The 26,900-nt window shown below is 65.3% G+C and carries 26 protein-coding genes and 1 pseudogene; 5 read left to right on the forward strand and 22 right to left on the reverse strand.

Going from position 1 to position 26,900, the window contains the following annotated elements; translation table 11 throughout:
- From NA5_RS22660 to NA5_RS22685, 6 genes are all read right to left on the reverse strand, one after another.
- Window positions 1–301, reverse strand: a 301-nt coding sequence (locus tag NA5_RS22660) for an ABC transporter permease family protein (RefSeq protein ID WP_503826377.1), incomplete at its 3' end; no start/stop codon positions are given.
- Entirely contained in the window at window positions 298–1,197 is a 900-nt protein-coding gene (locus tag NA5_RS22665; protein WP_245672342.1) for an ABC transporter ATP-binding protein, read from the reverse strand. The genes NA5_RS22665 and NA5_RS22660, both read right to left, overlap by 4 nt.
- The gene (locus tag NA5_RS22670; RefSeq protein WP_062989256.1) at window positions 1,194–2,084 is read right to left on the reverse strand and encodes an ABC transporter permease; all 891 of its coding nucleotides are present in this window, start codon (window positions 2,082–2,084) and stop codon (window positions 1,194–1,196) included. Before NA5_RS22670 ends, NA5_RS22665 begins: the two co-directional genes overlap by 4 nt.
- Window positions 2,085–2,193: 109 nt before the next feature.
- Window positions 2,194–3,231, reverse strand: coding sequence for a TIGR03842 family LLM class F420-dependent oxidoreductase (locus NA5_RS22675; protein ID WP_062989258.1), 1,038 nt, complete (start codon window positions 3,229–3,231; stop codon window positions 2,194–2,196).
- Between the two features lie 29 nt (window positions 3,232–3,260).
- Window positions 3,261–4,682, reverse strand: coding sequence for a dihydropyrimidinase (gene hydA, locus NA5_RS22680; RefSeq protein WP_062989260.1), 1,422 nt, complete (start codon window positions 4,680–4,682; stop codon window positions 3,261–3,263).
- 16 nt (window positions 4,683–4,698) lie between these two features.
- Window positions 4,699–5,535 carry a nitrilase-related carbon-nitrogen hydrolase gene (locus tag NA5_RS22685; RefSeq protein WP_062989262.1) on the reverse strand — a complete coding sequence of 279 codons (837 nt, stop codon included), beginning with the start codon at window positions 5,533–5,535 and terminating at the stop codon, window positions 4,699–4,701.
- Window positions 5,536–5,657: 122 nt separating this feature from the next.
- Here NA5_RS22685 and NA5_RS22690 point away from each other — a divergent pair, with 122 nt between their 5' ends.
- Window positions 5,658–7,109: an aminotransferase class I/II-fold pyridoxal phosphate-dependent enzyme gene (locus NA5_RS22690; protein WP_245672343.1), complete on the forward strand. Its 1,452-nt coding sequence runs from the start codon at window positions 5,658–5,660 to the stop codon at window positions 7,107–7,109.
- Here the strand turns inward: NA5_RS22690 and NA5_RS22695 are convergent.
- A complete protein-coding gene (locus tag NA5_RS22695; RefSeq protein WP_245672345.1) occupies window positions 7,106–8,848 on the reverse strand; it encodes a CocE/NonD family hydrolase in 1,743 nt (580 codons plus the stop codon). The genes NA5_RS22690 and NA5_RS22695 overlap by 4 nt on opposite strands.
- A 414-nt stretch (window positions 8,849–9,262) precedes the next feature.
- Here NA5_RS22695 and NA5_RS42885 point away from each other — a divergent pair, with 414 nt between their 5' ends.
- Window positions 9,263–9,982, forward strand: a complete 720-nt coding sequence (locus NA5_RS42885; RefSeq protein WP_281201736.1) for a peptidylprolyl isomerase — start codon at window positions 9,263–9,265, stop codon at window positions 9,980–9,982.
- 50 nt (window positions 9,983–10,032) lie between these two features.
- On the opposite strand, the gene bla is transcribed toward NA5_RS42885, so the two are convergent.
- Window positions 10,033–10,938 (reverse strand): class A beta-lactamase, encoded by a 906-nt coding sequence (gene bla, locus NA5_RS22705; protein WP_062989265.1) that lies wholly within the window; start codon window positions 10,936–10,938, stop codon window positions 10,033–10,035.
- A gap of 169 nt (window positions 10,939–11,107) precedes the next feature.
- On the opposite strand from bla, the gene NA5_RS22710 reads away from it, so the two are divergent.
- Window positions 11,108–11,983 carry an LLM class F420-dependent oxidoreductase gene (locus NA5_RS22710; protein WP_062989267.1) on the forward strand — a complete coding sequence of 292 codons (876 nt, stop codon included), beginning with the start codon at window positions 11,108–11,110 and terminating at the stop codon, window positions 11,981–11,983.
- Window positions 11,984–12,114: 131 nt separating this feature from the next.
- On the opposite strand, the gene NA5_RS22715 is transcribed toward NA5_RS22710, so the two are convergent.
- The 3 genes from NA5_RS22715 to arc form a co-directional block, all read right to left on the reverse strand.
- Window positions 12,115–13,626 carry an ArnT family glycosyltransferase gene (locus NA5_RS22715; RefSeq protein WP_062989269.1) on the reverse strand — a complete coding sequence of 504 codons (1,512 nt, stop codon included), beginning with the start codon at window positions 13,624–13,626 and terminating at the stop codon, window positions 12,115–12,117.
- On the reverse strand, window positions 13,604–14,254 hold the full coding sequence (locus NA5_RS22720; protein WP_062989271.1) for a TetR/AcrR family transcriptional regulator: 651 nt from the start codon (window positions 14,252–14,254) through the stop codon (window positions 13,604–13,606). The genes NA5_RS22715 and NA5_RS22720 overlap by 23 nt, the downstream gene beginning before the upstream one ends.
- 133 nt (window positions 14,255–14,387) lie before the next feature.
- Window positions 14,388–16,148 carry a proteasome ATPase gene (gene arc / locus NA5_RS22725; protein WP_062989273.1) on the reverse strand — a complete coding sequence of 587 codons (1,761 nt, stop codon included), beginning with the start codon at window positions 16,146–16,148 and terminating at the stop codon, window positions 14,388–14,390.
- A 206-nt stretch (window positions 16,149–16,354) separates the two neighbouring features.
- On the opposite strand from arc, the gene NA5_RS22730 reads away from it, so the two are divergent.
- Window positions 16,355–16,849 (forward strand): WKL family lipoprotein, encoded by a 495-nt coding sequence (locus tag NA5_RS22730; protein ID WP_245672344.1) that lies wholly within the window; start codon window positions 16,355–16,357, stop codon window positions 16,847–16,849.
- Between the two features lies 1 nt (window position 16,850).
- Here NA5_RS22730 and NA5_RS22735 read toward each other — a convergent pair whose 3' ends face one another.
- Entirely contained in the window at window positions 16,851–17,684 is an 834-nt protein-coding gene (locus NA5_RS22735; protein WP_062989275.1) for a tRNA (adenine-N1)-methyltransferase, read from the reverse strand.
- An 80-nt stretch (window positions 17,685–17,764) separates the two neighbouring features.
- On the opposite strand from NA5_RS22735, the gene NA5_RS22740 reads away from it, so the two are divergent.
- Entirely contained in the window at window positions 17,765–18,664 is a 900-nt protein-coding gene (locus NA5_RS22740) for a RecB family exonuclease (protein ID WP_062989277.1), read from the forward strand.
- 2 nt (window positions 18,665–18,666) lie between these two features.
- Here NA5_RS22740 and NA5_RS40555 read toward each other — a convergent pair whose 3' ends face one another.
- The 10 genes and pseudogenes from NA5_RS40555 to NA5_RS41365 all read right to left on the reverse strand — a co-directional run.
- Window positions 18,667–18,816 carry a hypothetical protein gene (locus NA5_RS40555; protein WP_157110578.1) on the reverse strand — a complete coding sequence of 50 codons (150 nt, stop codon included), beginning with the start codon at window positions 18,814–18,816 and terminating at the stop codon, window positions 18,667–18,669.
- Window positions 18,817–19,118: 302 nt separating this feature from the next.
- Window positions 19,119–20,261 carry a YeiH family protein gene (locus NA5_RS22745; protein WP_084484353.1) on the reverse strand — a complete coding sequence of 381 codons (1,143 nt, stop codon included), beginning with the start codon at window positions 20,259–20,261 and terminating at the stop codon, window positions 19,119–19,121.
- On the reverse strand, window positions 20,261–20,395 hold the full coding sequence (locus tag NA5_RS42890; protein ID WP_281201737.1) for a hypothetical protein: 135 nt from the start codon (window positions 20,393–20,395) through the stop codon (window positions 20,261–20,263). The genes NA5_RS22745 and NA5_RS42890 overlap by 1 nt, the downstream gene beginning before the upstream one ends.
- 146 nt (window positions 20,396–20,541) lie before the next feature.
- Complete coding sequence (hisG, locus tag NA5_RS22750) at window positions 20,542–21,393, reverse strand: ATP phosphoribosyltransferase (RefSeq protein WP_062989279.1); 852 nt, start codon at window positions 21,391–21,393, stop codon at window positions 20,542–20,544.
- Between the two features lie 41 nt (window positions 21,394–21,434).
- The gene (locus NA5_RS22755) at window positions 21,435–21,716 is read right to left on the reverse strand and encodes a phosphoribosyl-ATP diphosphatase (RefSeq protein WP_174415078.1); all 282 of its coding nucleotides are present in this window, start codon (window positions 21,714–21,716) and stop codon (window positions 21,435–21,437) included.
- A gap of 95 nt (window positions 21,717–21,811) precedes the next feature.
- Window positions 21,812–23,623 (reverse strand): choline/carnitine O-acyltransferase, encoded by a 1,812-nt coding sequence (locus NA5_RS22760; RefSeq protein ID WP_062989281.1) that lies wholly within the window; start codon window positions 23,621–23,623, stop codon window positions 21,812–21,814.
- Window positions 23,620–24,456, reverse strand: a complete 837-nt coding sequence (locus NA5_RS22765) for a class I SAM-dependent methyltransferase (protein ID WP_174555260.1) — start codon at window positions 24,454–24,456, stop codon at window positions 23,620–23,622. Before NA5_RS22765 ends, NA5_RS22760 begins: the two co-directional genes overlap by 4 nt.
- 10 nt (window positions 24,457–24,466) lie before the next feature.
- The gene (locus NA5_RS22770) at window positions 24,467–25,330 is read right to left on the reverse strand and encodes a HalD/BesD family halogenase (protein WP_062989283.1); all 864 of its coding nucleotides are present in this window, start codon (window positions 25,328–25,330) and stop codon (window positions 24,467–24,469) included.
- Between the two features lie 201 nt (window positions 25,331–25,531).
- A complete protein-coding gene (locus NA5_RS22775; RefSeq protein ID WP_281201740.1) occupies window positions 25,532–26,233 on the reverse strand; it encodes an HAD family hydrolase in 702 nt (233 codons plus the stop codon).
- Window positions 26,234–26,278: 45 nt separating this feature from the next.
- Window positions 26,279–26,900: pseudogene (locus NA5_RS41365) on the reverse strand (serine/threonine protein kinase); the annotation flags it as partial.

Genomic DNA, 26,900 nt, shown 5'->3' on the forward strand with positions numbered 1-26,900 from the left:
CGATCGGCACGGCGGCGGCCGCGGCGGCCAGCGGTGTCAACAGCCCCTCGACCAGCCGGAACCGCACCGCGACCATCGCCGCCACAATGCCGAGGACAGCACCGACCAGCAGGCCGATAAGGGCGTTCGCACCGGTCGCGGTGGCGGCATCGAGTATGCGGTCGAAGTTCTCGGTGAACTGTTTCGCGATCGCGGTCGGCGCGGGCAGCAGGAAGGACGGCACACCCGCGGCGACGGTCAGCACCTGCCACAGCGCCAATCCGCCGACCCCGAATACCACCGGTGGTAGCCATGTCTTCATCGCAGCTCCGGTCCCGCCACGATGATGTCGGCGGTCTCATGACCGCCGCGCAGCGCGGTGCGGACGGCGGCGACGGCCTCGAAAAAGGCCTCGCTGGAACGGATATCGTCACCGCTGACACCCGCCTCGCGGCCCCAGCCGCCGGTCGGCACGATCTCGGTGATACGGCCGGGACGCGGCGACATGACCACCACGCGGTCGGACAGGAATACTGCCTCCGGAATGGAGTGCGTCACGAAAACCACTGCGGCACCGGTCTCCGCGGCGATGCGCAACAATTCGCCCTGCATGCGTTCGCGGGTCATCTCGTCCAGCGCGCCGAACGGTTCGTCCATGAGGAGCAACGATGGTTTGCGGGCCAATGCCCTGGCGATCGCCACACGCTGTTGCATGCCGCCGGACAGTTCCGCCGGATAGCGGCGCGCGAAATCGGTGAGACCGGCCATTTCCAGGAGTTCGGCACTGCGACTGCGTCTTTCGGCCTTGGGTACCTTGTGTAGCTCGAGCGGCAATTCGACATTTGCCTGTACGGTGCGCCAGTCCAGTAGCCCGGCCTGTTGGAAGGCGATGCCATAGTCCTGATCGATTCTCGCCTGCCTGGCGGACTTGCCGTGTACGGTCACGCTGCCGCTGCTCGGCCGTTCCAGATCGGCGATGATGCGCAGCAAGGTGGATTTGCCGCAGCCCGACGGGCCGATCAGCGAAACGAACTCCCCGGCCAGGACTTTCAGCGTCACATCCGACAGTGCGGTCACCGAGCCCGCGTCGAAGATCTTGCCGACCTCCGTGAGGTCGACCGCCGCGACGTCTTCGGGCTTGTCCCCGACGGGAGCCGGATCAGTAGCCTCGATCCGCTCGTCGGTGTGCGTGGTGGCCGATTCCACTTTCCCGGTCAACGGGTACCTCCTGAAGAACCGCGCGCCCCAGGGGGACGGCTGTAACGACGCAGTGCAACTTCGGCCAGGCCGACGACGGCGGTCACGGCGACACCGAGCAATGCCGCGGCGAGAACGGCCGCGTAGAGCCGGGCCGCATCGCCGGTGGCCTGCTGGGAAAAGACGATGATCTGGCGACCGATACCGCCCGCGGTGCCGGTCGAGATCTCCGCGACCACCGCACCGATCACCGATGCCGCCGCGGCCAAGCGCAAGGCGGGCAGAAAATGCGGCACCGCGGCGGGAAAGCGTAAGTGCGCCAAGGTGTCCCACCAACTGGCCGAGTAGCTGTGCAGCAATTCCACCGATGCCTTCGACGGCGCCTGCAAGCCGCGCAACATTCCGACCGCGACCGGGAAGAAGGCCAGATACGACGCGATGACCGCGATACTCATCCACGGCTGCCACGGCTGCCCGGCGATGACGATCTTGCCACCCCAACCGGCAACGAGCGGCGCCAAGGCGATCAGCGGAACGGTCTGCGAGACAACGATATAGGGCAGCAATCCGCGCTCGACGAAGGCGAAGCGCTGCATCACCACCGCGAGCGCCACGCCGACTACGGTGCCGATCGCCAATGCCAGCAGGGCAAGTCCGAAGGTGAATCCGGCTGTGCGCAGCAGGGTCGCACCGACGGTGCTCGTGCCGTCCTTGTCACCGAGCACGGTGATGACCGACCAAACATGCGGCAGCGCGGCATCACTCGTGCGCGGCAAGATCCGGGTGTCGCCGATGCTGACCCCGTGCTCGGGTACGAAGTACTTGACGAGCTCCCAAACCGCGACCACCAGTACCAACACACCGACCGCGTAGCCGACCTGGCGCGCCCGCAACGCTCCCGCTCTCATCGCTCACCCGCCGACACCGGAACCGGCTGCGCCTCGGACTCCGCGAGACGCCTGCTGACCAGCTCACAGCAGGCCGCCGCGAGCGCGAGTGCCGCCGCTACCGTCGCGATCACTCGGCACCCGCCGTCGCCGTGACCGAATGCGCCAACCGTGGCAGCACCGACTCCCCGTATGCCTCCAGCGTGGCCGTCTTGGCATCGTGCTGGAGGTAGATCGCGAACTGGTCGACGCCGAGCTTCTCCAGTTCGTGCAGCCGGACCAACTGCTCGTCGGGCGTGCCGATCAGGCAGAATCGGTCCACGATCGCATCCGGCACGAATTCGGCATGCGGATTGCCCGCGCGGCCGTGCTCGTTGTAGTCGTAGCCCTGACGGCCCGCGATGTAGTCGGTGAGCGCGGCCGGAATATCGCCGTCGGTACCGTACTTCGCGACGATATCGGCGACGTGATTGCCGACCATGCCACCGAACCAGCGGCATTGTTCCCGGGCATGCGCCGTCGCGGCATCGGAGCCGTCGGTGACGTACGCCGGAGCCGCCACACAGATTTTCACTGAACCAGGGGCGCGTCCTGCCTTCTCGGCGGCCGCCCGCACCCGGGCGATGGTCCACGTGGTGATATCCGGGTCGGCGAGTTGCAGGATGAATCCGTCGGCGACCTCCCCGGTGAGCTCGAGCGCGCGTGGACCGTACCCGGCCACCCACACCTCGAGCCGGGAGGCGCTCGCCCACGGGAAGCGCACCACGGTGTCGCCGAGGTGGGCACTGCGACCATTGCCGAGCTCCCTGATCACCTCGATGGATTCGCGCAGTGTCGCCAAGGTGGTCGGTTTGCCGCCGAGGGTGCGCACGGCGGAATCACCGCGGCCGATACCGCAGATGGTGCGGTTGCCGAACATATCGTTGAGCGTCGCGAAGGTCGACGCGGTTACCGTCCAGTCCCTGGTCGCCGGATTGGTGACCATCGGGCCGACGACGACCTTGCGGGTCGCCGCGAGAATTTGGCTGTATATGACATAGGGCTCCTGCCACAGCAGGTGCGAATCGAAGGTCCACACATGCGAAAAGCCGTGTGTCTCCGCCTGTCTGGCCAGTTCGACCACCCGCGATGCGGGAGGTGTGCATTGCAGCACCACACCGATATCCATGCGGCACTCTCCATTCCGGTCAGATCAGGTCAAATCAGGTTCTGCGACAGTTCGCGGGCAATGAACCGGCCGTGACCGGCACTGCCCAGATACGCACCGTCGTCGACGATCACGCGGCCGCGCGAGAGCACCGTGTCGACATGTCCGTCGATCTCGAAGCCCTCCCAGGCCGAGTGATCCATATTCATGTGATGGGTCTTGCCGAACCCGATGCTGGTGTGTCCGTTGGGGTCATAGATGACGATGTCGGCGTCGGCGCCCGGACTGATCACGCCCTTGCGCGGATACATGCCGAACATGCGCGCCGGGGTGGTGCAGCAGACCTCGACCCAGCGCTCCAGCGATATCAGCCCGTTCTTGACGCCCTGGAACATCAGATCCATCCGATGTTCGATGCCGCCGATCCCATTCGGGATCTTGCTGAAATCGCCGAGCCCCAACTCTTTCTGATCCTTCATGCAGAAGGGACAGTGGTCCGTGCTGACCGAGGTGACATCACCGGTGCGGATAAACCGCCACAGCTCGTCCTGATGTCCCTCGGCCCTCGCCCGCAGCGGCGTCGAGCACACCCACTTCGCCCCCTCGAAACCCGGTGCGCCCAAATGCTCTTCGAGCGACAGATACAGGTACTGCGGACAGGTCTCACCGAAGACGTTCTGGCCGTTGCCCCGTGCGGCGACGATCTGCTCCATCGCCTGCTTGGCCGAGACGTGCACGACATACAGCGGCGCATTAGTCAACTGCGCCAACATGATCGCGCGATGGGTGGCCTCCTCCTCCATCTGCCACGGCCGGGTGACACCGTGGTGGTACGGCGAGGTCTCACCGCGCGCCAGCGCCTGCTCGACCAGCACATCGATGGCGATGCCGTTCTCCGCGTGCATCATCAGCAGCGCGCCGAGATCGCCCGCCGATTGCATGGCCCGCAGGATCTGGCCGTCATCGGAGTAGAAGACACCCGGATAGGCCATGAACAATTTGAAGCTGGTGACGCCCTCGGCCACCAATTCGCTCATCCCCTTGAGGGATTCGTCGTTCACCTCGCCGATGATCTGATGGAAGCCGTAGTCGATCGCGCAGTTGCCCGCGGCCTTCTCGTGCCACAGGCCGAGGGTGTCCTGTACCCGCTCACCGGGCTTCTGCACCGCGAAGTCGACAATGGTCGTGGTGCCGCCCCAGGCGGCCGCGCGAGTGCCGGTCTCGAAGGTGTCCGAGGCTTCGGTGCCGCCGAAGGGCAGCTGCATATGGGTGTGGCCGTCCACGCCGCCAGGAATCACATATTTGCCGGTCGCGTCGATGACCACATCGGCGGACTCGGCGAGATCCGCGCCCAATGCGGTGGCGCCGGGTTGCAGGACGGCGACAATGGTCTCGCCGTCGACAAGCACATCGAGCAATTGCGATCCGGTCGCCGAGACCACGGTGCCGCCGTGAATGAATGTTTTCGCCATATCGATTTCACCAGCCTCAGGGAGCCACCATCGGTCCGTAGGCGTCGGGGCGGCGATCGCGATAGAACGCCCAGCGGTCGCGCACCACCTTGATCAGATCCATATCGAGGTCACGGATCACCAGTTCGGGAGCGGTGTCCGAGGCGACGTCTCCGACGAATTTACCTTCCGGATCCACGAAATAGCTGGTTCCGTAGAAATCGTCATCGCCGTATTCCTCGATGCCGACCCGGTTGATGGCGCCGATGAAGTATTCGTTGGCGACCGCGGACGCCGGTTGCTCCAGTTTCCACAGGTAACCGGACAGCCCGCGCGAGGTCGCGGAGGGGTTGAAGACGATTTCCGCGCCCGCCAGGCCGAGGGCGCGCCAGCCCTCCGGGAAATGCCGGTCGTAACAGATGTAGACGCCGACCCTGCCGACCGCCGTATCGAAGACCGGCCAGCCCACATTTCCGGGCCGGAAGTAGAACTTCTCCCAGAATCCGTTGACGTGCGGAATATGGTGTTTGCGGTACTTGCCGAGGTAGCTGCCATCCGCATCGATAACCGCCGCGGTGTTGTAGAGCAGCCCGGGCTGTTCCTGCTCGTATACCGGCAGGATCATTACCAAACCCAATTCCTTTGCCAGGGCGGCGAATCGCTCCGTCGTCGGACCCGGCACCGATTCCGCGTAGTCGTAGAACTTGGTGTCCTGCACCTGGCAGAAGTACGGGCCGTAGAACAACTCCTGGAAGCAGATCACCTTCGCGCCCTGTGCGGCGGCCTGGCGTGCGTAGTCCTCGTGCGCCTTGATCATGGACTCTTTATCACCCGTCCAGTTGGTCTGGACGAGCGCCGCTCGAACGATTCCCATGCTTTGTTATACTTCACCGAGATTCAATTCGGTTGTGTTACAAGATTGCGGAAACAGTTTCGTGGCCGTAAACCTTGGGGCCGGTCCTCGTTCCGGCGCAGTGCCCGACGCAGAATGACGCTGTGAACTTCGACTCGACGACTGCGCCGCAGGTGCCCGCAGACGACCTGCGAGACACCGCGCCCGCACCTGTCGCGGCCGGATCCGGCCTGTTCAACGCGGATCTCGAAGATCGCACCCCGGCCGGAATCGCGGCAGCGGTGAGCCGCCGGATCCGTTCCGGAGCGATCGAACCCGGATCGCGGCTCCCGACCGTACGTGAAGTCGCCCGCGAGTTGCGGGTCTCCCCCGCGACCGTCAACCAGGCTTGGCGCGCGCTGGCCGCCACCGGCGCGATCGTGTCGCGGGGTCGTGCCGGAACCTTCGTCGGCGAGCGCACCGCCATTCGTACGGCCACGCCGACGGGCCGCTATCAGCGCCTGCACCCACCCTCGGACAGCGCCTTCCGCATCGATCTGTCCCGGGGCACCCCCGATCCGCGGCTGCTGCCGGATCTGGTCGCCGCCTTGCGCACGATCTCCGAGCACGGTCGCGGCAATGATCTCGCGGCGGACTATCTCGGCGAGGCCGTACTGCCGGAATTGGCCGCCAAGGTGCGCACCGATTGGCCCTTTCGCGCCGAACGGCTCGCGGTCGTCGACGGAGCGCTGGATGCCATCGATCGGCTACTCGCCGCGCATGTCCGCCTCGGCGATGCGGTGGCCGTCGAAGATCCTTGCTTCCCACCGTTTCTCGATCTGCTCGCCCGGATCGGCGCCCGACCGATTCCGGTCCGCATGGATGGATCCGGTCTGCTGCCAGACGATCTCGAGCGGGCACGTGGTGCCGCCGCGCTGATCATGCAGCCGCGCGCACAGAATCCGACGGGGGTCTCGCTCACCGCCGCCCGGACCCGGGAGCTTGCCGGAATCCTCACCGGCACAGAGACTCTCGTTATCGAGGACGACCACTCCGCGGGCATCGCCGCCAGCACACTGCGTTCGCTCGGCGCGCGACTGCCCAGCCGAACGGTACACATCCGCTCCTATTCCAAATCGCACGGCGCGGATCTGCGCTTGGCCGTGGTCGGCGGCCCCGCCGAGCTGCTCGATCCGATGATCGAACGGCGCATGCTCGGCCCCGGTTGGACCAGTCGACTGCTGCAGCGCCTGCTGCTCACCATGCTCGACGACGACGCCGCCGTGCGCACCGTCGCCGCCGCCCGCACCGAATACCGCAGGCGCTCAACCGAACTCCGCCGCGCCCTGGCTCGCAAGGGCGTTACCGTCCCCCGCGGTGACGGCATCAATCTGTGGCTCCCGGTCGCCGACGAGAACGCGGCCATGATCTCGCTGGCCGCCGCGGGTATCAAGGCCGCACCCGGCCGTCCCTTCGAGGTCGAGGATCACCCGCACGGCGACCACCTGCGCATCACCGTCGCCGCGATCGCCGACGGCGAGCTGGACTGGCTCACCAGTGAACTCGCCGCCGCGACCACCGCGGCCCCCACCTACCGTCGCGTTCGTCGCGCTTAGGAGCCGGGCTCGATATCGAAGCTGGTGGAGCCGTCCGCACCGGCCGGGATGACGGGCACGATCACCGATGACGGGTGCTCGGCATCCTTGTAGACCGTCTGCGTCGCGGGCTGCGTGCGTGCGCTGTCGCCGAAAGGCTCGCCGGTATTCGTATTCGGCGCGTACTGCGGATAGTCACTGCTGCTGATGGCCACCCGGATTCGATCGCCCGCCTTGAATTGGTAGCTGGTCGGCCAGATCTTTATGGTGAATGGATAGGGCTGGCCGGGCACCAAGGGGGTCGGATCCGACAGCGAATCCCGGAAGGCGGCGCGGATGATGCCATTGTTGAGGTTGACCGCCGACCCGTCGGGCGAGACGACCTCGAGTCGCGCGACGAAGTCGGTATCCGGCGCGGTGGACGAGGCCCACAGCTTCACGGTGATCGGGCCGGTCACCTCGGTATCGGCGCCGAGCGGGTCGGTGGTGTAGGTGAGCACATCCGAACGCTGCTCGACCGCAGTCTGGTCGAACGGTCCCTGCGGACCCGATCCGACCGAACAGCACGAATGTCCGCCGACACTCGGCGCGGGTACGGCCGGATCGTAGACATACCGATCGACCCCGGCCGGACCGCTCGGCGCGTGATCGACGAGTTTGCCGACCCGACCGGCGACACCGTTGGCACCGCTATCGGTGAAGAAGTATTCCTTCCATTGTGTTTGCGGCAGTGGCCAACTCGGTGCCGACTTCCACCGATTGGCACCCATCAGGTAGTAGTCGACACGGGGTTTGCCCGCGACGCCGTTATCCGTGCCTTTGAGGAAGTGGTCGAACCAGGCCAGCATCAGCTCGTTGATCGGGCTGTCACCCACCGGACCGAGCTGCTCCAGCCTGGGCGCGATCATCGAAGTGGGACGCCCCCAGCCGAGGTGGTCCCACGGACCGATCACCAAGCGCTGGTTCTGCCGTGCCGATGTCGCGCCGCGCTCGACCATGCCGGTGAAGTTCTCGATGCCGCCCGCGAGGAATGCGTCGTACCAGCCCTCGATATCGAGCACCGGCACCCCGACATTCGGATAGCGGTCGCGGATGCTCCACTGCTTCCAGTAATCGTTGCGCGTCGAGTTGCGGATCCAGTCGAAGTACCACGGCGCGACGGCCGGGTTGTTCGGCTGCAGCGGCGGAAAGTCTTTGTAGGGACGGTAATTCAGCCACGAGGTGATGTTCTGCAGATCCGTGCGCAGCTGGTTGGCGGTGGCCCTGTCGTCCCGGCGTTCGGCGGATTCCGCGCCGATGGTGCCCATCGCCCATGGTTCGACGAAACCGAGCCGGAAGGCGCCCCCCTCATAGGTCCAGCCGTCGTAGTAGTCGGAGGCGGTATTCGCGGGCACGATCGTGGTCAGGTGCGGCGGCGTCTCGATGGCGGCCAGCCATTGTGTCGCACCGACATACGACGAGCCGTACATACCGACCTTGCCATTCGAACCGGGCAGTTGCGCGGCCCATTCCACGGTGTCGTAACCGTCGTGGGTGTCATTGCCGAATTCGCTGAATGTGCCGTCGGAGCTGCCGATACCGCGAATGTCCTGGATGACCACCAGGTAGCAGTGCGAGGCGAACCAGTCGGGGGTGCGATAGCGCGAGGGCTGGATCTGCGCGGCGGCCTTGCCGTATTGGGTGCGCATCAGGATCACCGGCACCGTGTCGCTGGTCTGCGGACGGTACACGTCGGCGCGCAACACCGTGCCGTCGCGCATCGTCGCCGGAACGTCGGCCTGCTTGTCGACCGCGCATGTACCACGGTCATCGTTCGGTGGCCAGGCACCGGTTTGCGAGGTCGATTTCGTCTCGGTACTCGCCGTGCACCCACCCACAAGTGCGGCCACACACGCCACCGCGGTAGACCAGCGCAGCACCCCGAATATGTGTCCGGACAAGCTGATACACCTCCCGTGGAGGCGATGCCACCGACAGAGTCGATGCGTGCCGAGCCAGTTAGCCGATCGGATGCGCCTCCGTCGCAGCCATGCTAACCGACCACTCGTCCCACATCGGCGGATTTCCATTGCCACACAGTCGCAATACGCATCTCGTTCCGCCGGAAGCGTCGAGATGGAATGATCCGCTCAGCATCACCCGATGCGACACCCAACAGAAGGAGACCTCGACCGGTGAGCAGCGAAGTGCAGGCACGGCGATTCGACCACCATCAGCCCATCAGGCAGCATCGCGAAGTCGGGACCGCCCTGCTACGGGGCCTCGGTGTACTCGCCGTCGGCACCACCCTCGCGATCTTCGCCGCGGGCGGGGTCTCGGCGGATCCGGGCACCCCGGTCGCCGGATGCGTGGCCCCCGATTCGGCCAAGCCCGAGAGCAAGCAGTGGGCCAGCGAGCCCGCGATGGCGATCGATACGGGCGCGAAGTACACCGCGCAGCTGGAAACCACCTGCGGCACAGTCAATATCGCCCTGGAGGCCGCCCGCGCACCGCGCACGGTGAACTCCTTCGTATTCCTCGCCGGGCAGCGGTATTTCGACCACACCCAGTGCCACCGCTTGACCACCGCAGGCATCTTCGTCCTGCAGTGCGGTGATCCCACCGCCACCGGCACCGGCGGGCCGGGCTACCAATTCCCGAACGAGAACCTGGACGGCGCCACCTATCCGGCCGGTACGGTCGCCATGGCCAATGCCGGTCCCGACACCAACGGCAGCCAGTTCTTCCTGGTCTACAAGGATTCGCAGCTGCCGCCGAACTACACCCCGTTCGGCAGGATCACCGACGGTCTCGACGTCGTGCAGCGGGTCGCCAACGCGGGCGCCGCTGGCGGCGAAGACGGTCGGCCGAACGCCGATGTCGTGCTGAATTCGGTGACCACCGCTCAGGGCTGATCGACATAGGCCGGTGGCGGTGTCGTCCATGACGACACCGCCACCTCCGCTCAGCCGAGCGTGGCGACGACGTACGCGGCGGCCTCGGCAATGAGGGCCTGGTTGTACTCGGCGTCCCTGGTGAATTTGCTGGACATGATCGCGATGACGAGCGGAGCAGCGTTCGGCGGCCACACGATGGCTATATCGTTGAGCGTGCCGTAGTCGCCCGTCCCGGTCTTGTCGGCGACGGTCCATCCCTGTGGTACCCCGGCCCGAATGCGCTGGGCGCCAGCGCCGGTGGCATTGCGTTCGAGGAGACCCCGCAGAAAGGCGCGCTTCTCCTCCGGTAGAGCGTCGCCGAGCACGATCTTCTGATAGTCCGTGCCGATCGCTCTCGGCGAGGTGGTGTCTCGGGGATCACCGGGCGTGGCTTCGGTGATCGCGGGTTCGATTCGATCCATTCGGGTGATCGTGTCGCCGAGGCTTCGCGCGTAGGCCGTGAGTTCGCCCGGTCCGCCGATATCGCGGAGCAACAGATTGCCCGCGGTGCCGTCGCTGTAGCGGACGGCGGCGTCGCACAGCTCGCGGATCGTCATGCCCGATGCCACATGTTGCGGGGTGATCGCGGCATTCCGCAACAGATCGGCCTCGGTATAGGTGACGGTGACATCCAAGTGCGACAAGGGGTTACGCTGCAGGACCGCTGCCGCGGCCAGCCCTTTGAAGGTGGAGCAGAACGCAAAACGCTCATCCGCGCGATAGGCGATAGTCGTGCCCGTCCCGGTGGCCAACGCGTACACGCCGAGACGTGCGGCGAACTTTTGTTCCAGCTCAGTCAGATGAACGTGGTCCTGGGTGGGGGCGATGGACGCGGGAGGTGAACCATCTTCGCCGGTCGTGCATCCAGTCAATGGCAGCAACGCCGCCGCGGCGAATAACGAACGGCGGTTGATGTTCGAGCGTGTCAGCGTCATCGCCTTTCTTCCGCTGCCGCGGCGGCGGTCCGGCCGCTACCGTGGCCATCCCATCAATACCCGAAATTGCCGCGGGCGCACCACTTCCACGTCGCGAGACTTGACTTGGAGCGCACTCCAGGTCATAGCGTTGGCAGGGCAAAATCGTCTAGTACCAGGGGATCACTTCATGGAACTCGGTTTTCACCTACCGATATTCGATATCGACGGCGGCACCACGGCCATTGCCGGTGAGCTGGCCAGGGTCGGCGCCGCGGCGGAGGCATCCGGCGCGACGTGGCTGTCGTTCATGGACCACTACTTCCAGATCGAGCCGACCGGACTTCCGGCCGAGGCCAATATGTTGGAGGGCTACACCACTCTCGGTTATCTGGCCGCGCACACCTCCCGCATCGATCTCGGTCTGCTCGTCACCGGCGTGACCTACCGGCATCCCGGTCTGCTCGCCAAGATCGTCACCACCCTCGATGTCCTCTCGGGCGGCCGCGCCGTGCTCGGCCTCGGCGCCGCCTGGTTCGAGCGCGAGCATCGCGGACTCGGTGTGCAGTTCCCACCGATCGCCGAGCGGTTCGAGCGGCTGGAGGAGACGCTGCGCATCTGCCAGCAGATGTGGGATCCGCAGAACAACGGCCCCTTCGAGGGCAAGCACTACCAGTTGGCCGAGACGTTGTGTTCGCCGCAGCCGATCAACCGGCCCAAGGTGCTCATCGGCGGTGGCGGCGAACGCAAGACGCTGCGGTTGGTCGCGCAGTACGGCGACGCCTGCAACCTGTTCGGTGCCGCCCCAGAGGATGTCGGCCACAAACTCGACGTCCTGCGCCGCCATTGCGACGATGTCGGGCGCGATTACGCCGATATCCGCATCACCATCATGGCCAACAACCCGCGCCCGAATCCGGACAATCGCGACGAATTCGTCCGGCAGATGGCCGATTACGCCAAGCTCGGCGTGCATACCGTGATCATTATCCCGACCACCGGATCTCCGGCGGCGTGGATCGAGGGCATGGCACCGGTGGTACCGCAACTCGCCGAACTCGGTTAGCGCCGTGCGGCACAGGCCCTTTCGCATGATCTTGATCCGAAAGTGCCTGTGTCGTACTCGATCTCCGCACCGGATATCAATCCGGCATGGCGTTCGGGAAGTACACCGAACGACTCGGACGAGACGGCTGGTCAGTCGAGGCGAAGCAGATCGGGCCAGACCTGCGACCAGGGCTGACGTGGAGTGCAGCGCCAGATGGTGACATCGCGGGTGACGTCCGGGTAGCCGAGGCGGGCATCGACGCGGCCGATCGGGGTCAATTCGCTACAGGTGGCGCGCATTTCGTCCTCGGCATTGCCGACCCACAGCACCGTTGTCGCGGAATCCGGTGGGGTGCCGAAGTATCCGAAGCCGCGATTGGGGCTGTAGACGGCCGGAAGGCCGTAGCGATTTCGCTCGACATCCAAAGCGCTTGCCTGCCAATAGGAATCCGTGACGATCACCGCATTCGCATGCTCGAGGAGGGCCTGGTATGCGTCGGCGGTCGCCTCGCGCAGCTCCGGCCAGCCGAATTTGCCGTACAGGCCGATTTCCAGACCGGCCTCGGCCTGACTGTCGACCGGATCGATGGACGACTCGGATTGCCACGGCATCGTGATTACCGCGATCGCCACCGAAATCGCGACCAGCGGGACGGTCGCATAGGTCCGCCATCGTCCGGTGTATTCGGTCCAGCGCACCGCGCCCGCCGCCATGATCGCCGCATAGCATCCCGCCGCATAGTAGGGACGACCGTTGGTCGCGATGAATGCCACGGCCAGCAGCAGTGGCAGCGGTGCGAGGAATCGGTACGGCCGCAATGTCTCCGAGCGGAACAGCGCCCAGATTCCGACCACCAGCAGCACACCGCCGAACAACCCGGCCGCGATCAACGCCAGTGGCAGCCAGGTGTAGCGGCCACCGATCGTCGCCTGCTCCGCCGCCACCACCGCACCCAACCGCAGCTGCGGCCAGTCGTGTTCGGCCTGCCAGATCAGCGTCGGCACCATGACCAGGACAACGACAACCGCGCCCACCCACAACACCGGCCGCCGCAAGAGCTCACGAGGCCCATGGATCGCCACCCCGATGGCGACCGCGATCCAGAAGAACGGAATCAGCCATTTCACTTGCATATCCAGCGCTGTGACCAGCGCGGCCCACAGCAACAGACGGTCGTGGCGGGTGCGCACCCACCGGATGAGCAGCCAGCTGATCATCACCCACAGCGCGGTATCAATCGTATTGGTGGCCAACTGGGTTCCCTGCACGAGCAGGAAGGGCGAGGTCGCATACGCTGCCGCGCTCAATACCTGCGCGGTCCGCGAACCGCCGAACTCGCGCGCGATCTGCGCACTGATCAGCACCGCGACAACGGTGACCAGTGCCGCCGGGATCCGCAGTGCTACAAGCGATCCCGGCGCCAACACATCCATCAGCCGGGCAATGGCGGGCAGCAGCGGCCCCTGATCGGCATAGCCGAATCCGAGTCGATGCCCGGCCGAAATGAAATACAGTTCGTCACCGAAATATCCGTACCGTCCCAGCGATGCGAACAGCATGATCGCCGACACCACGGCGATCGCGCCCACACCGAGCCACGCGAACGGCGGCGTCTTGGCGCTATCCTCCTGCCGCACTTCACTTTCCACCACGGTGGTCATCACGTCCCCCCTTCCGGGTCGCCAAATCGAATAGTCGGCACACATGCGCCGAGTACGTCGTCATATCGAAGTCTTTCTCCCGAATCGCCCGCCCGGCCGCGCCATCGATGGCATCGCGGATCGACTTGGCCATGATCATCGGATCGAATTCGCCGAACTCGCCGATTCGCTGCCCTTCGCGCATGATGTCGATGAGCGGCTGGATGATCTCCTGCTCGCCCTCCGCCGAGGCGAATCGCGGCTTACCGTCCGCATCACGCAGATTCAGCACCACATCGGTCAGCGCCGCGACATACTTCGTGTTCGCATCGATGAATCCGAGATTCGCCCCGATATAGGCGAGCAACTGATTCCGCGGCCCGTCCGCCGCCATCACCGCGGGCGCGATGTGCTCGCCACCGGACACATACAGCTGGATCACCAGCTGCTCCATCAGCTCGTCCTTGCCCGCGAAGTGATACGAGATGACGCCCTTGGAGATCCCGGCATGCTTGGCGATCCGCGCCAGCGAAGCCCGCCCGTACCCCTCCTCGGAGATCACCTCCACGGCCGAGGCAATGATCTGCCGCCGCCGCGCCTCCTCGATGAACGACCGCTGCCGACCACCCGTCTCATTTTCTGGCCGCATGGCCAAATTTTAATCCGCCCGCTCCAAACACCACATCACCCCAGAGAATGACCCCCACCTACCCCACAATGATGACCCCGGAAACGCCGAAGGGCCGCGCTCCTGGTTGGAAGCGCGGCCCTCGGTTCGAAACCTACAGGTACTGACCGGTGTTCGACTCGGTGTCGATGGCGCGGCTGGCACTGGCATTCTTGCCGGTGACCAAGGTGCGGATGTAGACGATCCGCTCGCCCTTCTTACCCGAGATGCGTGCCCAGTCATCGGGATTCGTGGTGTTGGGCAGGTCCTCGTTCTCGGAGAACTCGTCCACGATCGAATCGTAGAGATGCTGGATGCGCAGGCCAGGGTTGCCGGTGTCGAGCACAGCCTTGATGGCGTACTTCTTGGAGCGGTCCACGATGTTCTGGATCATGGCGCCGGAGTTGAAGTCCTTGAAGTACAGGACTTCCTTGTCACCGTTGGCGTAGGTGACCTCCAGGAAGCGGTTGTCCTCGCTCTCGGCGTACATCCGGTCGACGACCCGTTCGATCATCGCGCGGATGCACAGGCTCTTGTCGCCGCCGAACTCTTCGAGATCGTCGGCATGCAGCGGCAGTTGTTCGGTCAGGTACTTCGAGAAGATGTCCTGTGCCGATTCGGCGTCCGGGCGCTCGATCTTGATCTTCACATCGAGACGTCCTGGCCGCAGGATCGCGGGGTCGATCATGTCCTCGCGGTTGGACGCACCGATAACGATGACATTCTCGAGGCCCTCGACACCGTCGATCTCGGAGAGCAACTGCGGCACGACCGTGGTCTCCACGTCGGAGGAAACGCCCGAACCACGGGTGCGGAAGATCGAATCCATCTCGTCGAAGAACACGATCACCGGCGTACCCTCGGACGCCTTTTCCCGTGCCCGCTGGAAGATGATCCGAATGTGGCGCTCGGTCTCACCCACGAACTTGTTCAGCAGCTCGGGGCCCTTGATGTTCAGGAAGAACGACTTGGCTTCCTTGGCATCCTCACCGCGCGCCTCGGCGATCTTCTTCGCCAGCGAGTTGGCGACGGCCTTGGCGATCAACGTCTTACCGCAACCGGGCGGACCGTAGAGCAGCACACCCTTGGGCGGGCGCAGCGCGTATTCGCGGAACAGATCCTTGTGCAGGAACGGCAATTCCACCGCATCGCGGATCTGCTCGATCTGCCGACCGAGACCACCGATATCGCTGTAGTCGACATCGGGCACTTCCTCGAGCACCAGATCCTCGACCTCGGCCTTGGGAATCCGCTCGAAGGCGAAACCGGCCTTGGTGTCCACGAGCAGCGAATCTCCCGGCCGCAGCTTGCGGATCGGCGAATCGGGATCGTCGAGATCATCGACCTCGGCGACCTTGGCCAGCGGACCCGCCAACCACACCACGCGCTCCTCGTCGGCATGTCCGACGACCAGCGCCCGGCGACCGTCGTCGAGGATCTCGCGCAGGGTGCCGATCTCACCGACGGCGTCGAAGATTCCGGCCTCCACGACCGTGAGCGCCTCGTTGAGACGGACGGTCTGACCGTATTCGAGGGTCGAGGTGTCGATATTGGGTGAACACGTCAAGCGCATCTTGCGACCCGAAGTGAACACGTCGACCGTCTGATCCTCGTACACACCGATCAGAATTCCGTACCCGCTCGGTGGCTGACCCAGCCGATCGACCTCCTCGCGCAAGGCCACCAGCTGCTGGCGCGCCTCCTTGAGGGTGTCCATCAGCTTGGTGTTGCGAATGGTCAGCGAATCGATGCGGGCTTCCAATTCCCGTGCGCGATCCGGCGAATCGGCGAGTTGCCTGCGGAGTGCAGCCGCTTCGGCGCGTACCGCCTCGAGCTCTCTCCAGGCCGCCGAATCCGAATTCTCGATGGGGCTCATGTGCTGCTCCTCCCAGTCCCGGTCTATTAACGCTACCGGGCGCGAACCGTTCTCGCTTTCCGACATGGTTTCGTCGTGATCACATCTGGGCTGCGGTCGACGGCGGATACACCATGTTAGCCTGCCCTAACCAGGCAATGGCGACCCGCTTCGCCGACCGAACCGAAAGGTTGCTGAGGATGCTCCTTCCCGCCAGGACGCTGCGTATGTCCATGGTTATCGCCGCGGCGGCGATGGCCGCTACCGTCGGACTCACCGGCTGTGGCTCCGACGATAAGTCCGATGCCAAGGCCACGACTACCACTTCCGCCGCCGTGACGACCAGCGCCGCTGGTCACGGCGACCACGGCAGCGCCGCCGCACCTACCGCCGAAACACTCACCGGCGTGCTGGATGCCCTTTCCGACCCGGCGAAACCCACCTCCGAGAAGACCAAGCTGATCGTCAACGGCGAAAAGCGCACCGCCAATATCGACCAGATGAACCAGGCGCTCGGCAGCTACGGCAAGCTCACCTACGCGGTCGCCGACATCACCACCAGCGGCAATTCCGCGACCGCCCAGGTGACCATCACCTCACCGCACGGCACCGCCCCCGCCATGCCGCTGACCTGGGAATATGTCGACGGCACGTGGAAGCTCTCGGATGCCAGCGGCTGTCTGATGCTCGGTTTCGCGCAGGCTCCCTGCGTTCCGGCCTGAGTCAGCCCTTCGACGGTCGACGCTGCGGCTTCGGGGTGACCGTGCCCTCGGCGAGGCGCCGCGCGCTGACCAGGAAGGCGGTGTGGCCCTGCATGCGATGTTCGGGCCGCACCGCCAGACCGACCACATGCCAGCCGCGCACCATCGATTCCCACGAGCGCGGCTCGGTCCAGCACTCCTGCTCGCGCAGCGCCTCGACCACCTTCGACAATTGTGTGACGGTCGCCACATAGACGATCAGCACACCGCCGGGCACCAGCGCCTTGGACACGGCGGGTAGCGCATCCCACGGCGCGAGCATGTCCAGCACGACGCGATCGACCGGCGCGCCGTCGTAGTCGGCGACATCGGCGACGGTGATCGACCAGTTGTCCGGACGCTCGCCGAAGAAGGTCTCCACATTGCGGATCGCGTGTTCGGCGTGGTCCTCGCGGATCTCATAGGACACCACCTGGCCCTGTGGGCCGACCGCGCGCAGCAGCGAACACGTCAACGCACCCGAACCCGCTCCGGCCTCCAGTACGCGCGCGCCGGGGAACATATCGCCCTCGTGCACGATCTGGGCGGCGTCCTTGGGGTAGATGACCGCCGCACCGCGCGGCATGGAGAGCACGTAATCGATCAGCAACGGCCGCAATGCCAAATACGGTGTGCCATTGGTCGATTGCACGACACTGCCCTCATCGGCGCCGATCAGGTTGTCGTGCTTGATACCGCCGCGATGCGTGTGGAACTCCTTACCGGGTTCCAGCACCACGGTGTAGAGGCGCCCCTTGGCATCGGTCAGCTGTACCCGGTCCCCGATGGTGAATGGCCCGGTCCGTCTGGCCGTCATGTATCTCCGTTCGCTGGTCGTCGTTGCTGTCCGCACTGTGCGGCACCGGCGTGTCGGTGCGCCCGGATAGCCTGCCAGGTATGCATCCGCCGGTAACCACGCCCCCCGCCGACACCGCGCAGCGGGTCGGATCCGATCGTCCGCGTCCGGCGCTGTCGCCCTCGCGGGCAATGGATTTCAAGCAGTGCCCGCTGAAGTACCGGTTCCGGGCGATCGATCGGATTCCGGAGCCGCCGACGCGGATAGCGGTGCGCGGCACGGTGGTACACGCGGTGCTGGAGGATCTGTACGGCCTGCCTGCGGGGGAACGCCGGTTCGAACGCGCTGCCGGGCTCGTCGAGCCCGCGTGGGCGCGAGTGCTCGCCGAGAGGCCCGAGATCGCCGAAGTGGTCGCAGTGGACGGGCTGGCGGGCTTTCTCGGCGAGGTACGCGCGTTCGTCGAGACGTACTACCGGTTGGAGGATCCGACTCGGTTCGATCCAGAATCGTGTGAGTCGCGGGTGGAGGTCGAACTCGACGACGGTGTGCTGTTGCGCGGATTCGTCGACCGCATCGATGTAGCGCCGACCGGTGAGCTGCGCGTCGTCGATTACAAGACCGGCCGGGCCCCCGGACTCGCCCAGGAGACCAAGGCACTGTTCCAGCTGAAGTTCTACGCCTTGGTCGTGCTGCGTACCCGCAAGATCTTGCCCACCCAATTGCGGCTGATCTACCTGGCCGACGAACAGATCCTCACCTATGCCCCCGACGAGGACGAACTGCTGCGCTTCGAACGCACCCTCTCGGCGCTGTGGCAGGCCATTCTGGCGGCGGGGCGGACCGGTGAGTTCCTGCCGAGCACCAGCTGGCTGTGCGGACATTGCAGCTACAAGAGTCTGTGCCCCGCATTCGGTGGCACACCACCGGTCTATCCGGGCTGGCCGGACAGCGGCAGCGGGGAGTCACCCGAGGAAACCTTCGCCGACGCGGTAGCCGACTGAGTTCAGCCGACGAACAGATTCAGATCGAGGCCGTGCGAACCGAGTGCGGCGATCACCGCGATCAGCACGAGTACGCCGACGGCATCACCGATCACGACGAGCACATTGCGAATCCGCCACCGAGAACCGACCGACTCGACATTCGATTTCACTGGGTGCTCCCCTGTCCTTCGTACCCGAACGGCACTGCCCGTCCGAGGTCTTCCATAGTTGTTTCGCCCAACACGCCCCCAGTGTTGACGGCCGAGCATGAAGTTTTCGTGAGTTCGTCGCGAACTAAACGCACACGACGCCGCTGTGCCTACCCACCCCGCCGACTGCGCAAAGGTCGGTCGCTGCCATCCCCCTGTGTTCACCCACCCCGCCGACCACACAAGCGCCGTCCGCTGCCATCCCCTGCGATGCTCGCCGTGGTGACCGGCGAGCACCGAAACAGCAGGTTGCCGGGGTGGATCTACGCGGTGAAGTTGTGGAACAGCAGTACGGACAGCCCCAAGCCGACGGCCAGATTGAAGATCGCCGCGGATCCGAAGACCACGACCGGACGCCAGCCCGCCTCGCGCAGTCCGCGCAGCGAGAACTCCAGACCGATCGAGACGAACGCGAAGATCAGGAACCAGGTCCGCAGATCATTGACGATGGCGATATGCGCCACGCCGGTCTTCTTGTCCACCGACTGCAGATACAGCGTGCCGATGACGGACGCGGCGACGAAGCCGATCACGAACTTCGGGAACCGCTCCCAGAACTGGCGCACCGAGGGCCGGGCCGCACCGGGAATGCGTTCGATCCGGATGGTGAAGTAGGCGGTCAGCGCGATGGCGACAATGCCGATGAGCGCATTCTGCGTGGTCTTGACGATGGTGGCGATCTGCAGCGCCTTCTCCCCCGCGATCGCGCCGGAGGCCGCGACCGCCGCGGTCGTATCGATATTGCCGCCGATCCACGCGCCCGCGACCGCATCGGAGAGATCGAAAACGTCGGCGAGCCAAGGCAATACGAAGATCGACGGCAATGCGAAGATGATCACCAGCGATGCCGCGTACGCGATCTGCTCGCGTTTGGCCTGCACCGCACCCGCGGCCGCGATGGCGGCACTGACACCGCAGATCGAAACCGCCGAGGACAGCAGGGCGCGCAGCTTATCGTCGAGGCCGAGGCGACCGCCTAGCCACCACGTGAACCCGAAGACCGCGGTGATCAGCAGCAGTGCCTGCACGATCGACGGGCCCGCCGCGGTCACCAGGATCTTCAGATTGATCGATGCGCCGAGCAGCACCACACCGGTCTTGATGAAGAATTCGGTGCGGAAACCGGCCGAAAGGCGTTCCCGGAGATCGAGTTTCGCGAGTACGACATTGCCGATCAGGCCGATGGCAATGGCGTACACCGGGAACTCGATGGATTTGGCGATTCGATTGAACGGCGTACCGACCGCCCATCGCGGCACATGTGTGTCGAAATAGCGGGTCAGCGCGCCGAGCAGGATGACGACCGCGATCCCGGCTCCGATCTCGGCCACCGTCGGGCGTGAAATGGCCCGCAGTGCATTGGTTTCGGATGGGACCGTTTCGGTCCTGGCTTCGCTCTCCGACATCACGGCACCAACCAATCCGGGATCGCGCCGATCAGAACCAGGGCGATGAGAACCAGGCCGACGATGGCGGCCAGCCAGTCCTCATTCCATGCGAATGTGCTGCCCGAACGTTTCGCGGGCGGTGTCTGCGACACGGTGGTACTCCTTGCGTTTCCTCATCGAGGCCGCAACGTATCAATCAAGCGCAGGTCAGCGCACCGATTGCAATCGCAGTGAATCGATCACTCGCACAAAACGACTCGGCCCCGCCGAGTGACGGGGCCGAGTGGTCGAAATCGGGTCAGAAGGCGCGGCAGGACCGGATATCGAAGGCAAGAATGGCCTTCGCGCCGAGTTCGGCGAGCTGGTCCATCACCTCATTGCCCTGTTTGCGCGGCACCATGGCGCGGATGGCGACCCAGTTCGAATCGGCGAGCGGGGATACCGTCGGCGACTCCAGACCGGGCGTAATCTTGACGGCCTGCTCCAGCAGTTCCTTCGGGCAGTCGTAGTCCAACATGATGTACTGCTGACCGAATACGACGCCCTGGACGCGGGCGATGAGCTGATTGCGGGCCCGCTCGTTCTGATCGGAGCCGGTGCGCTCGATCAGCACGCCCTCCGAATCGCACAGGGTCTCGCCGAAGGCGACCAGATTGTGCTGACGCAGGGTGCGGCCGGAGCCGACCACATCGGCGATGGCATCGGCCACCCCGAGCTGGATGGAGATCTCGACCGCGCCGTCGAGGCGGATCACCTCGGCCTCGATGCCGCGCCGCTGCAGATCGTTGAGGACCAGATTCGGGTACGAGGTGGCGATGCGCTTGTCGTAGAGGTCCTCGACCTTCCATTCGCGCCCGGCCGGGGCGGCGTAGCGGAAAGTGGAGCGACCGAAGCCGAGTGCGAGCCGTTCCTGCACCGGCGCACCGGAATCCAGCGCCAGATCGCGGCCGGTGATGCCGAGGTCGAGCTCACCGGAGCCGACGTAGATGGCGATATCCTTGGGCCGCAGGAAGAAGAACTCGACCTGGTTGGCCGGATCGAGGACGGTCAGGTCGCGGGAATCGGTGCGCTTGCGGTAACCGGCCTCGGCGAGGATCGAGGTGGCCGATTCGGAGAGTGCGCCTTTATTGGGGACTGCGACGCGCAGCATGGGAGGGTCCTTTCGGGAGGAGAACTAGGGATCGACGGCCGTCACAGATGTCGGTACACGTCTTCCAGCTTCAGCCCGCGGCCAACCATCAGCACCTGGACCCAGTACAGCAGTTGCGAAATCTCCTCGGCGAGCGCCTCATCCCCCTCGTGCTCGGCGGCCAACCAGATCTCACCGGCCTCCTCGAGCACCTTCTTACCCTGGAAATGCACACCGGCGTCCAATGCCGCCACGGTCCCGGACCCCTCGGGGCGGGTGACCGCACGATCTTGCAGCTCGGCGAACAGGGTTTCGAAGTTCTTCACGGTGAGCCATTGTTTCAGACCGGTATGCGGACCCGTTGCTCCGGCCCGGCACCACCCATCAGGTGCACGCTTCGCACCCCTCGCGGCGGCCACAAGGGGTGCGAAGCCATGCGTCAGGCCTCGGAGAGCAGGGCCTCCAGGTCGGCTACGGCGGTGCGGAGGTGGTCGGCGAAGGCGTACATCTCGGCGGCGACCGGTTCGGGGGTGGCCAGGTAGATGTTCCAGCGGTCCGGCAGCAGGACGTAGGCGATGCCGATGCACTTCTGGCTGGTGGAGCCGAAACCGAAGTAGCGGATATTGACCGACGGGGCCGAGCTGGTGCTCAGGTAGTCGTCGCGCATGATCGTCCAGCCCGGACTGGTGTAGAGCGGGATCGGCTCGGTGACGCCGAGTTCGGCGCCGCGCCGCCGCTGGATCCACTCGAGTTCCCACAGATGCTGTTCGGGCGCGTCACCCGCCTGACACTGCTTGGCGCGTTCGACGTGCGCGCTCGCGGCCGTCCGTGCGGCAGCGAGCCGATCGGCCGGTGCGACTGCCGGATCCTGCATGGCATCGACGAAGGCCACCATCTCCGGTGTCACCACCCGCATGGCCTCGGTGCGGCCGTTGCGGTACTGCCTGGTGGCAATGGATTCGTAGGTGGCGCCGGTCAATCCCTTGCTGCGCCGATGCGCCAGCTGATAGCTCAGCTGTGCGAACGCATCCGGTGAGATGCCGAGCTGTTTGGCGCGGGCGGTGCCGAAATCGAAAGATACTGTCGCGGTGGCATTCTCGGCCGCATACCGGGAGAACGCCGCCCCTGCCGCCGCGATATCGGCGCGCTGCGCCTGATCGAGCACGAATTCGATCGGTTCGACCGGGGGCAACCCCTGCGGCTGCGCCCCCGCCCTTTCGGCATGCTCGGCAGCCGTAGCCTGCAGCAGCGTGTCGACGAAGGACAGGATGGTGGTGCCGTCGAGACCGCAGTGCTCGACATTGATGCCAGCCTGGCCATCGGCGAAGACGATGAACGACACCGACTTGTCGAACCAGCGGTTGGCACTGTCACCGTGCAGCAGCTGATCACAGGCCTGCAGTTCATCGCGTGGCGTGAAGTCCTCCAGGCACAAGGCGAACAGCGCGGTCTCGATCGTGTCCAAGGCCGCGACATTGGCGGGTTCGGCCCGCAATCGCTGCCTACTGACCGCCCATTCGGCCCGGGCTTTGGTGGTCAGGTGGCCGACGGCAGTATCGGTGCGGGCCGAGCGCGCACCGGCCTTGAGCACCGCGCGCAGCCCGTCGGCGAGGTCCTCCAGCGAGTAGGGCACACCGTCCGGGCCGATCACATCCATCCGGAACATGCTGCCGTGGAAGAACACCACGATATGCCGGGCATCGGACGGTCCGGGCCATTCGTCGCTGTAGGGCACCCGGACCGAATCCTGGATCTCCCCCGGAATCCGGGTCTCGGAGAACAGGTACTTGTTCTGCCACATCGACAGCTGCTGTCCGCGCTGGGTGACCGGCGGGATCGCCTCGATATCGAGGGCCAGCTTGTAATCGACCGCCGCCGTGATGATCCCGGCCGCCCGCTCCACCTGCGAGGCACTGGTGGAGGCGGCCAGTGCGGTGTCATCGCCGAACAGGAAGAAGAAGTTGGCATTCAATGCGATGCGATCGCGACGGCCCAGATAGCGCGACGGCCAGAACAGATCCAGCCAGCTCCCGACGCCGGGGGTGGCGTCGTATTCGGCCAGTGCCGCGTGCAGCTTTCGGCCCGGACCGTCGGGGCGAAGCAGGTCGGCGACCGCGGCCTCGGTGCTGGCGAATTCGTCGGCGGTCAGCAGCGGCGCACACCACTGCAGCAACCGCGCGCCGCTGTCCTCCAGCGTCGGCAGGGGCACCCGTGGCAGGTGGTCGTCGGCGGCGAAGGTGCGTTCGGTCAATGCGGGTCCTTGGGGTCGGCGTGTTTCGGTAGCGGTCGCGAGATGTACAGGTTGGCGAGCAGCCAACCCGTGCTTTCCTGGCCAGCGGTGTCGATTCCGTTGGCGGCCAAGGCGTTCAGCACCTGGGTGCGTTCATTATCGGATGCGAACTTGCGTTGTTCGAACACCCCGGGGGCGCGCTCGGTGCGGTAGCCGAGCGCGGCCAGCTCCGCGGCGATCGGTTCGAAACTGAACATGCGTAGTACGAAGTGTGCCATCCACGGCCGACGACGCGGATGCGCCGTCGCCACCCGCGCCAGCGTCTTCTCGGTGACGTATCCGACGCAACCGGTCGAGATGACGATATCGGCGGTCGCCAGCGTACGGCGTTGCGCCTCGGTCGGGTCGGTGGCCTCGAGATCCGCGTGCACCGTGTCGTGCAGGAATCCGGCTTCCTCGGCGTAGGCCAGCGCCGGGCGGGCGGCATCCATACCGATGAAGCGGACACCCGGGAGCTGGTCACGGGTTTCCAGGAGGGATCGATCGCGGGCGATGAGTGCGGTTCGGTCGGCGTCCTCGGCGCCGCCGTAGTGCTCGGCGAGTTCGCTCACGGTGGTGTCCAAGCGCAGCAGGGCCGCGTTGACGCCGTAGGAGCAACCGATATCGAGCACGGTCGGGATGTCCACGCGCGCGGAGGCACGGTATTCCCGAATCTGCTGCTGGAAGTATGGTTTCGCCAGTTCCGGTATGCGGTAATCCAATTCGGCCATCCGAGCGTAGTAATCGCGCGGATCGGGACGGTCGTAGATATCGTCGAAGGAAGCTTTTCCGGTCGTATGCAACGGCACTGGCATGTCGTCCCTCTCAGTCGAGCAACCGATCGCCACGGACGGCGTCGGCCGCGGCGGCTAGGTGATCGGGCAGCACCCGCCCGAACAGTTGGCGGGTGCGTTCCACAGTGCCGATGACACCGGGCCGATCGGTATAGGCGAAAATCGCCGAATGCCGTGCAGTGCCGCCCTCGACCGGTGAAACCCGGTGCAGCGAGAAGCGGCCCTGGAACAATTGCAGATCGCCGGGCCGCAGATCGAGGCGCCGGATCAGCTGCGCACCGGATCCGGTGAGCACCTCCCGCACATCGTCGAGGTTCTCGGCGTGCGGTGAGCGAATATTCGGGCAGTATTCGAAGATGCCACCGGTCTGCGCGGGCTGGGTCAACATACTGACAGTGAATTCATTGGTGTCGAAATGCCAGGGATGCGACATTCCCGGCGCCACCACATTCAGGCACAATCCGGCCAAAGGATCTGCGAATTCGTGCAATTCGGTCAATCCGAAGCACTCCGCGACGAAGCGCTGGAACCCCGCACTGGTGTAGAGCCGGTGAATCAGCGCCTCGGCCGGTATGCGGTCGCGCGGGACGAAGGCATTGCCGCGTTCCAGCACGATGCGGCCCGGGTGCCCCTGTGGCAGTTCGGTATTCAGTGGAATGTTGTACGCGTTGACCCGTTCGACCTGGTAGTGCGCATCCGGCGCCATCGCCTCGCCCTGCGCGCGCAAGGTCTCGATCAGCTCCGGTCGGATGAACTCCCGCAGTACGGTGCAGCCGCTTTCGGCCAGTTCTGCGCGCGCCCGCGCCACCGCTTCACCCCACGCCGCGCCGGTCGGATCCCCCAGCGGATACCGTGTCGTATCGACGATCTCGTCCAGGACATCCGTCGCTGCCATGGCGTCATTTTGGTGGAGCGATCGGCGACACGCCCGGGATTCGACAAAGTTGCCGGTGACTACGGTCACACCTATCAACTGCGCGCACTTGCGTTGCGGCACAGTAACTCTCACTATGCCGAGGTCGGGAGTGTCGGCTCACGAACAGCGCGACTCGTGATCATGATTCGTCCCGAAAGCGCCCCCGCTCGGGTGCCTGGTTCAACCCCTGACGCGTAGCGCGTCTTCCAGATCCCGCAGGGTCAATCCCACCAATGACTCACGGAATACCCGCTCCGGCGCCGCCGAAACCGGTATCTCACACGGGATCACGATGACCGCACAGCCCGCGGCACCGGCCGCGGCCGCACCGGTCGGCGAATCCTCCAGTGCCACACAGTCTCGCGGGTGCACACCGAGCAGTTCGGCGGCGCGCAGATAGATCTCGGGTTCGGGTTTGCCGTGCGCGACTTCGTCACCGCAGACCGACACGTCGAAGAAATCGCGGCCGAGCGTATCCAATCCGAATTCCGTAAGCGACCGCTTGGTATTGGTGACCAAGGCGGTCGCGAGACCCGCGGTGCGCACCAACGCGAGCGCGTCCTTCGCACCGGGCCGCCACGGGATCGGGCCCGCCATCAATTCGGTCACCCGCCGCTCGATGAATTCACCCGCAGCCCGGACCGCATCCGGTGTCGCCTCGACACCCAAACCATCGAAAATGAGCCGAAGGGCATTCGGACCGGACGCACCGATCAACGAATGCCGAAGTTCATCGGTCATCTCGTGACCGTGTGCCCGCGCCAGTTCCCGCACGGCGATATCCCACAGCTTCTCCGAATCGAGCAGCGTGCCGTCCATATCCCACAGCACTGCGGCAAGTCGTGTGCTCGGCTCCGTCGCCGCCGATGCGGCTGTGCCAATGGTTCGCTCGCTTCGCTCCCGCACGTCCCGATTCGCTCCCTATTCCTATACGCCCGAAGCAGCGATCAACAGTCGCCCGTTGTCCGACACGACCTGGATCCATCGGTTCTCCGATGTGGTCGAGCCGTTCTTCAGGTTATAGGTAAGCGAAACGACCGCCCGGTTCTCACCGTTCGGCGTGACGCCACCCACGCTCACCGAACGAACGGTGGACCAGAACTGCGAATAGGAGCCGAAGCCACCGGTCTGGGACTGGTAGGACGGCGTCAGCTGAGACCACCCGCCCTGCACATTGCCGGGCAGCATCCCGTAGTAGCCATAGACGAATTGCGAGATCCGGTCCGGGGTGGCCGGGCCGAACGGCGTCGTTGTGATGGTCGTCGGGGGTGCGGTGGTGGATGGCTTGGTCGATGAGGTCGGCGGCACCGTGGTGCTGGGCTGGGTGCTCGGTGCCGTGGTCGTCGGCGCCTGCGGCTCCGGCTGGCCCGGTTGGATCGCGATCGGCGACTCGGGTCCGGTCTCGGAGCTGGTCGGCGCGGGTGTCGGCGTCGTCGAGCCGACCGCGGTGCCGCCCTTGTCGTCATCGTTCAGCGACGACACGATGACCGCGACCAGCACCAGCACCGCGACCGCTGCGGCCGCGGCCACCGCGATCAGGCGGCCGCGA

The organism is Nocardia anaemiae NBRC 100462 (assembly GCF_001612725.1).
In the GTDB taxonomy this organism is placed as follows: domain Bacteria; phylum Actinomycetota; class Actinomycetes; order Mycobacteriales; family Mycobacteriaceae; genus Nocardia; species Nocardia anaemiae.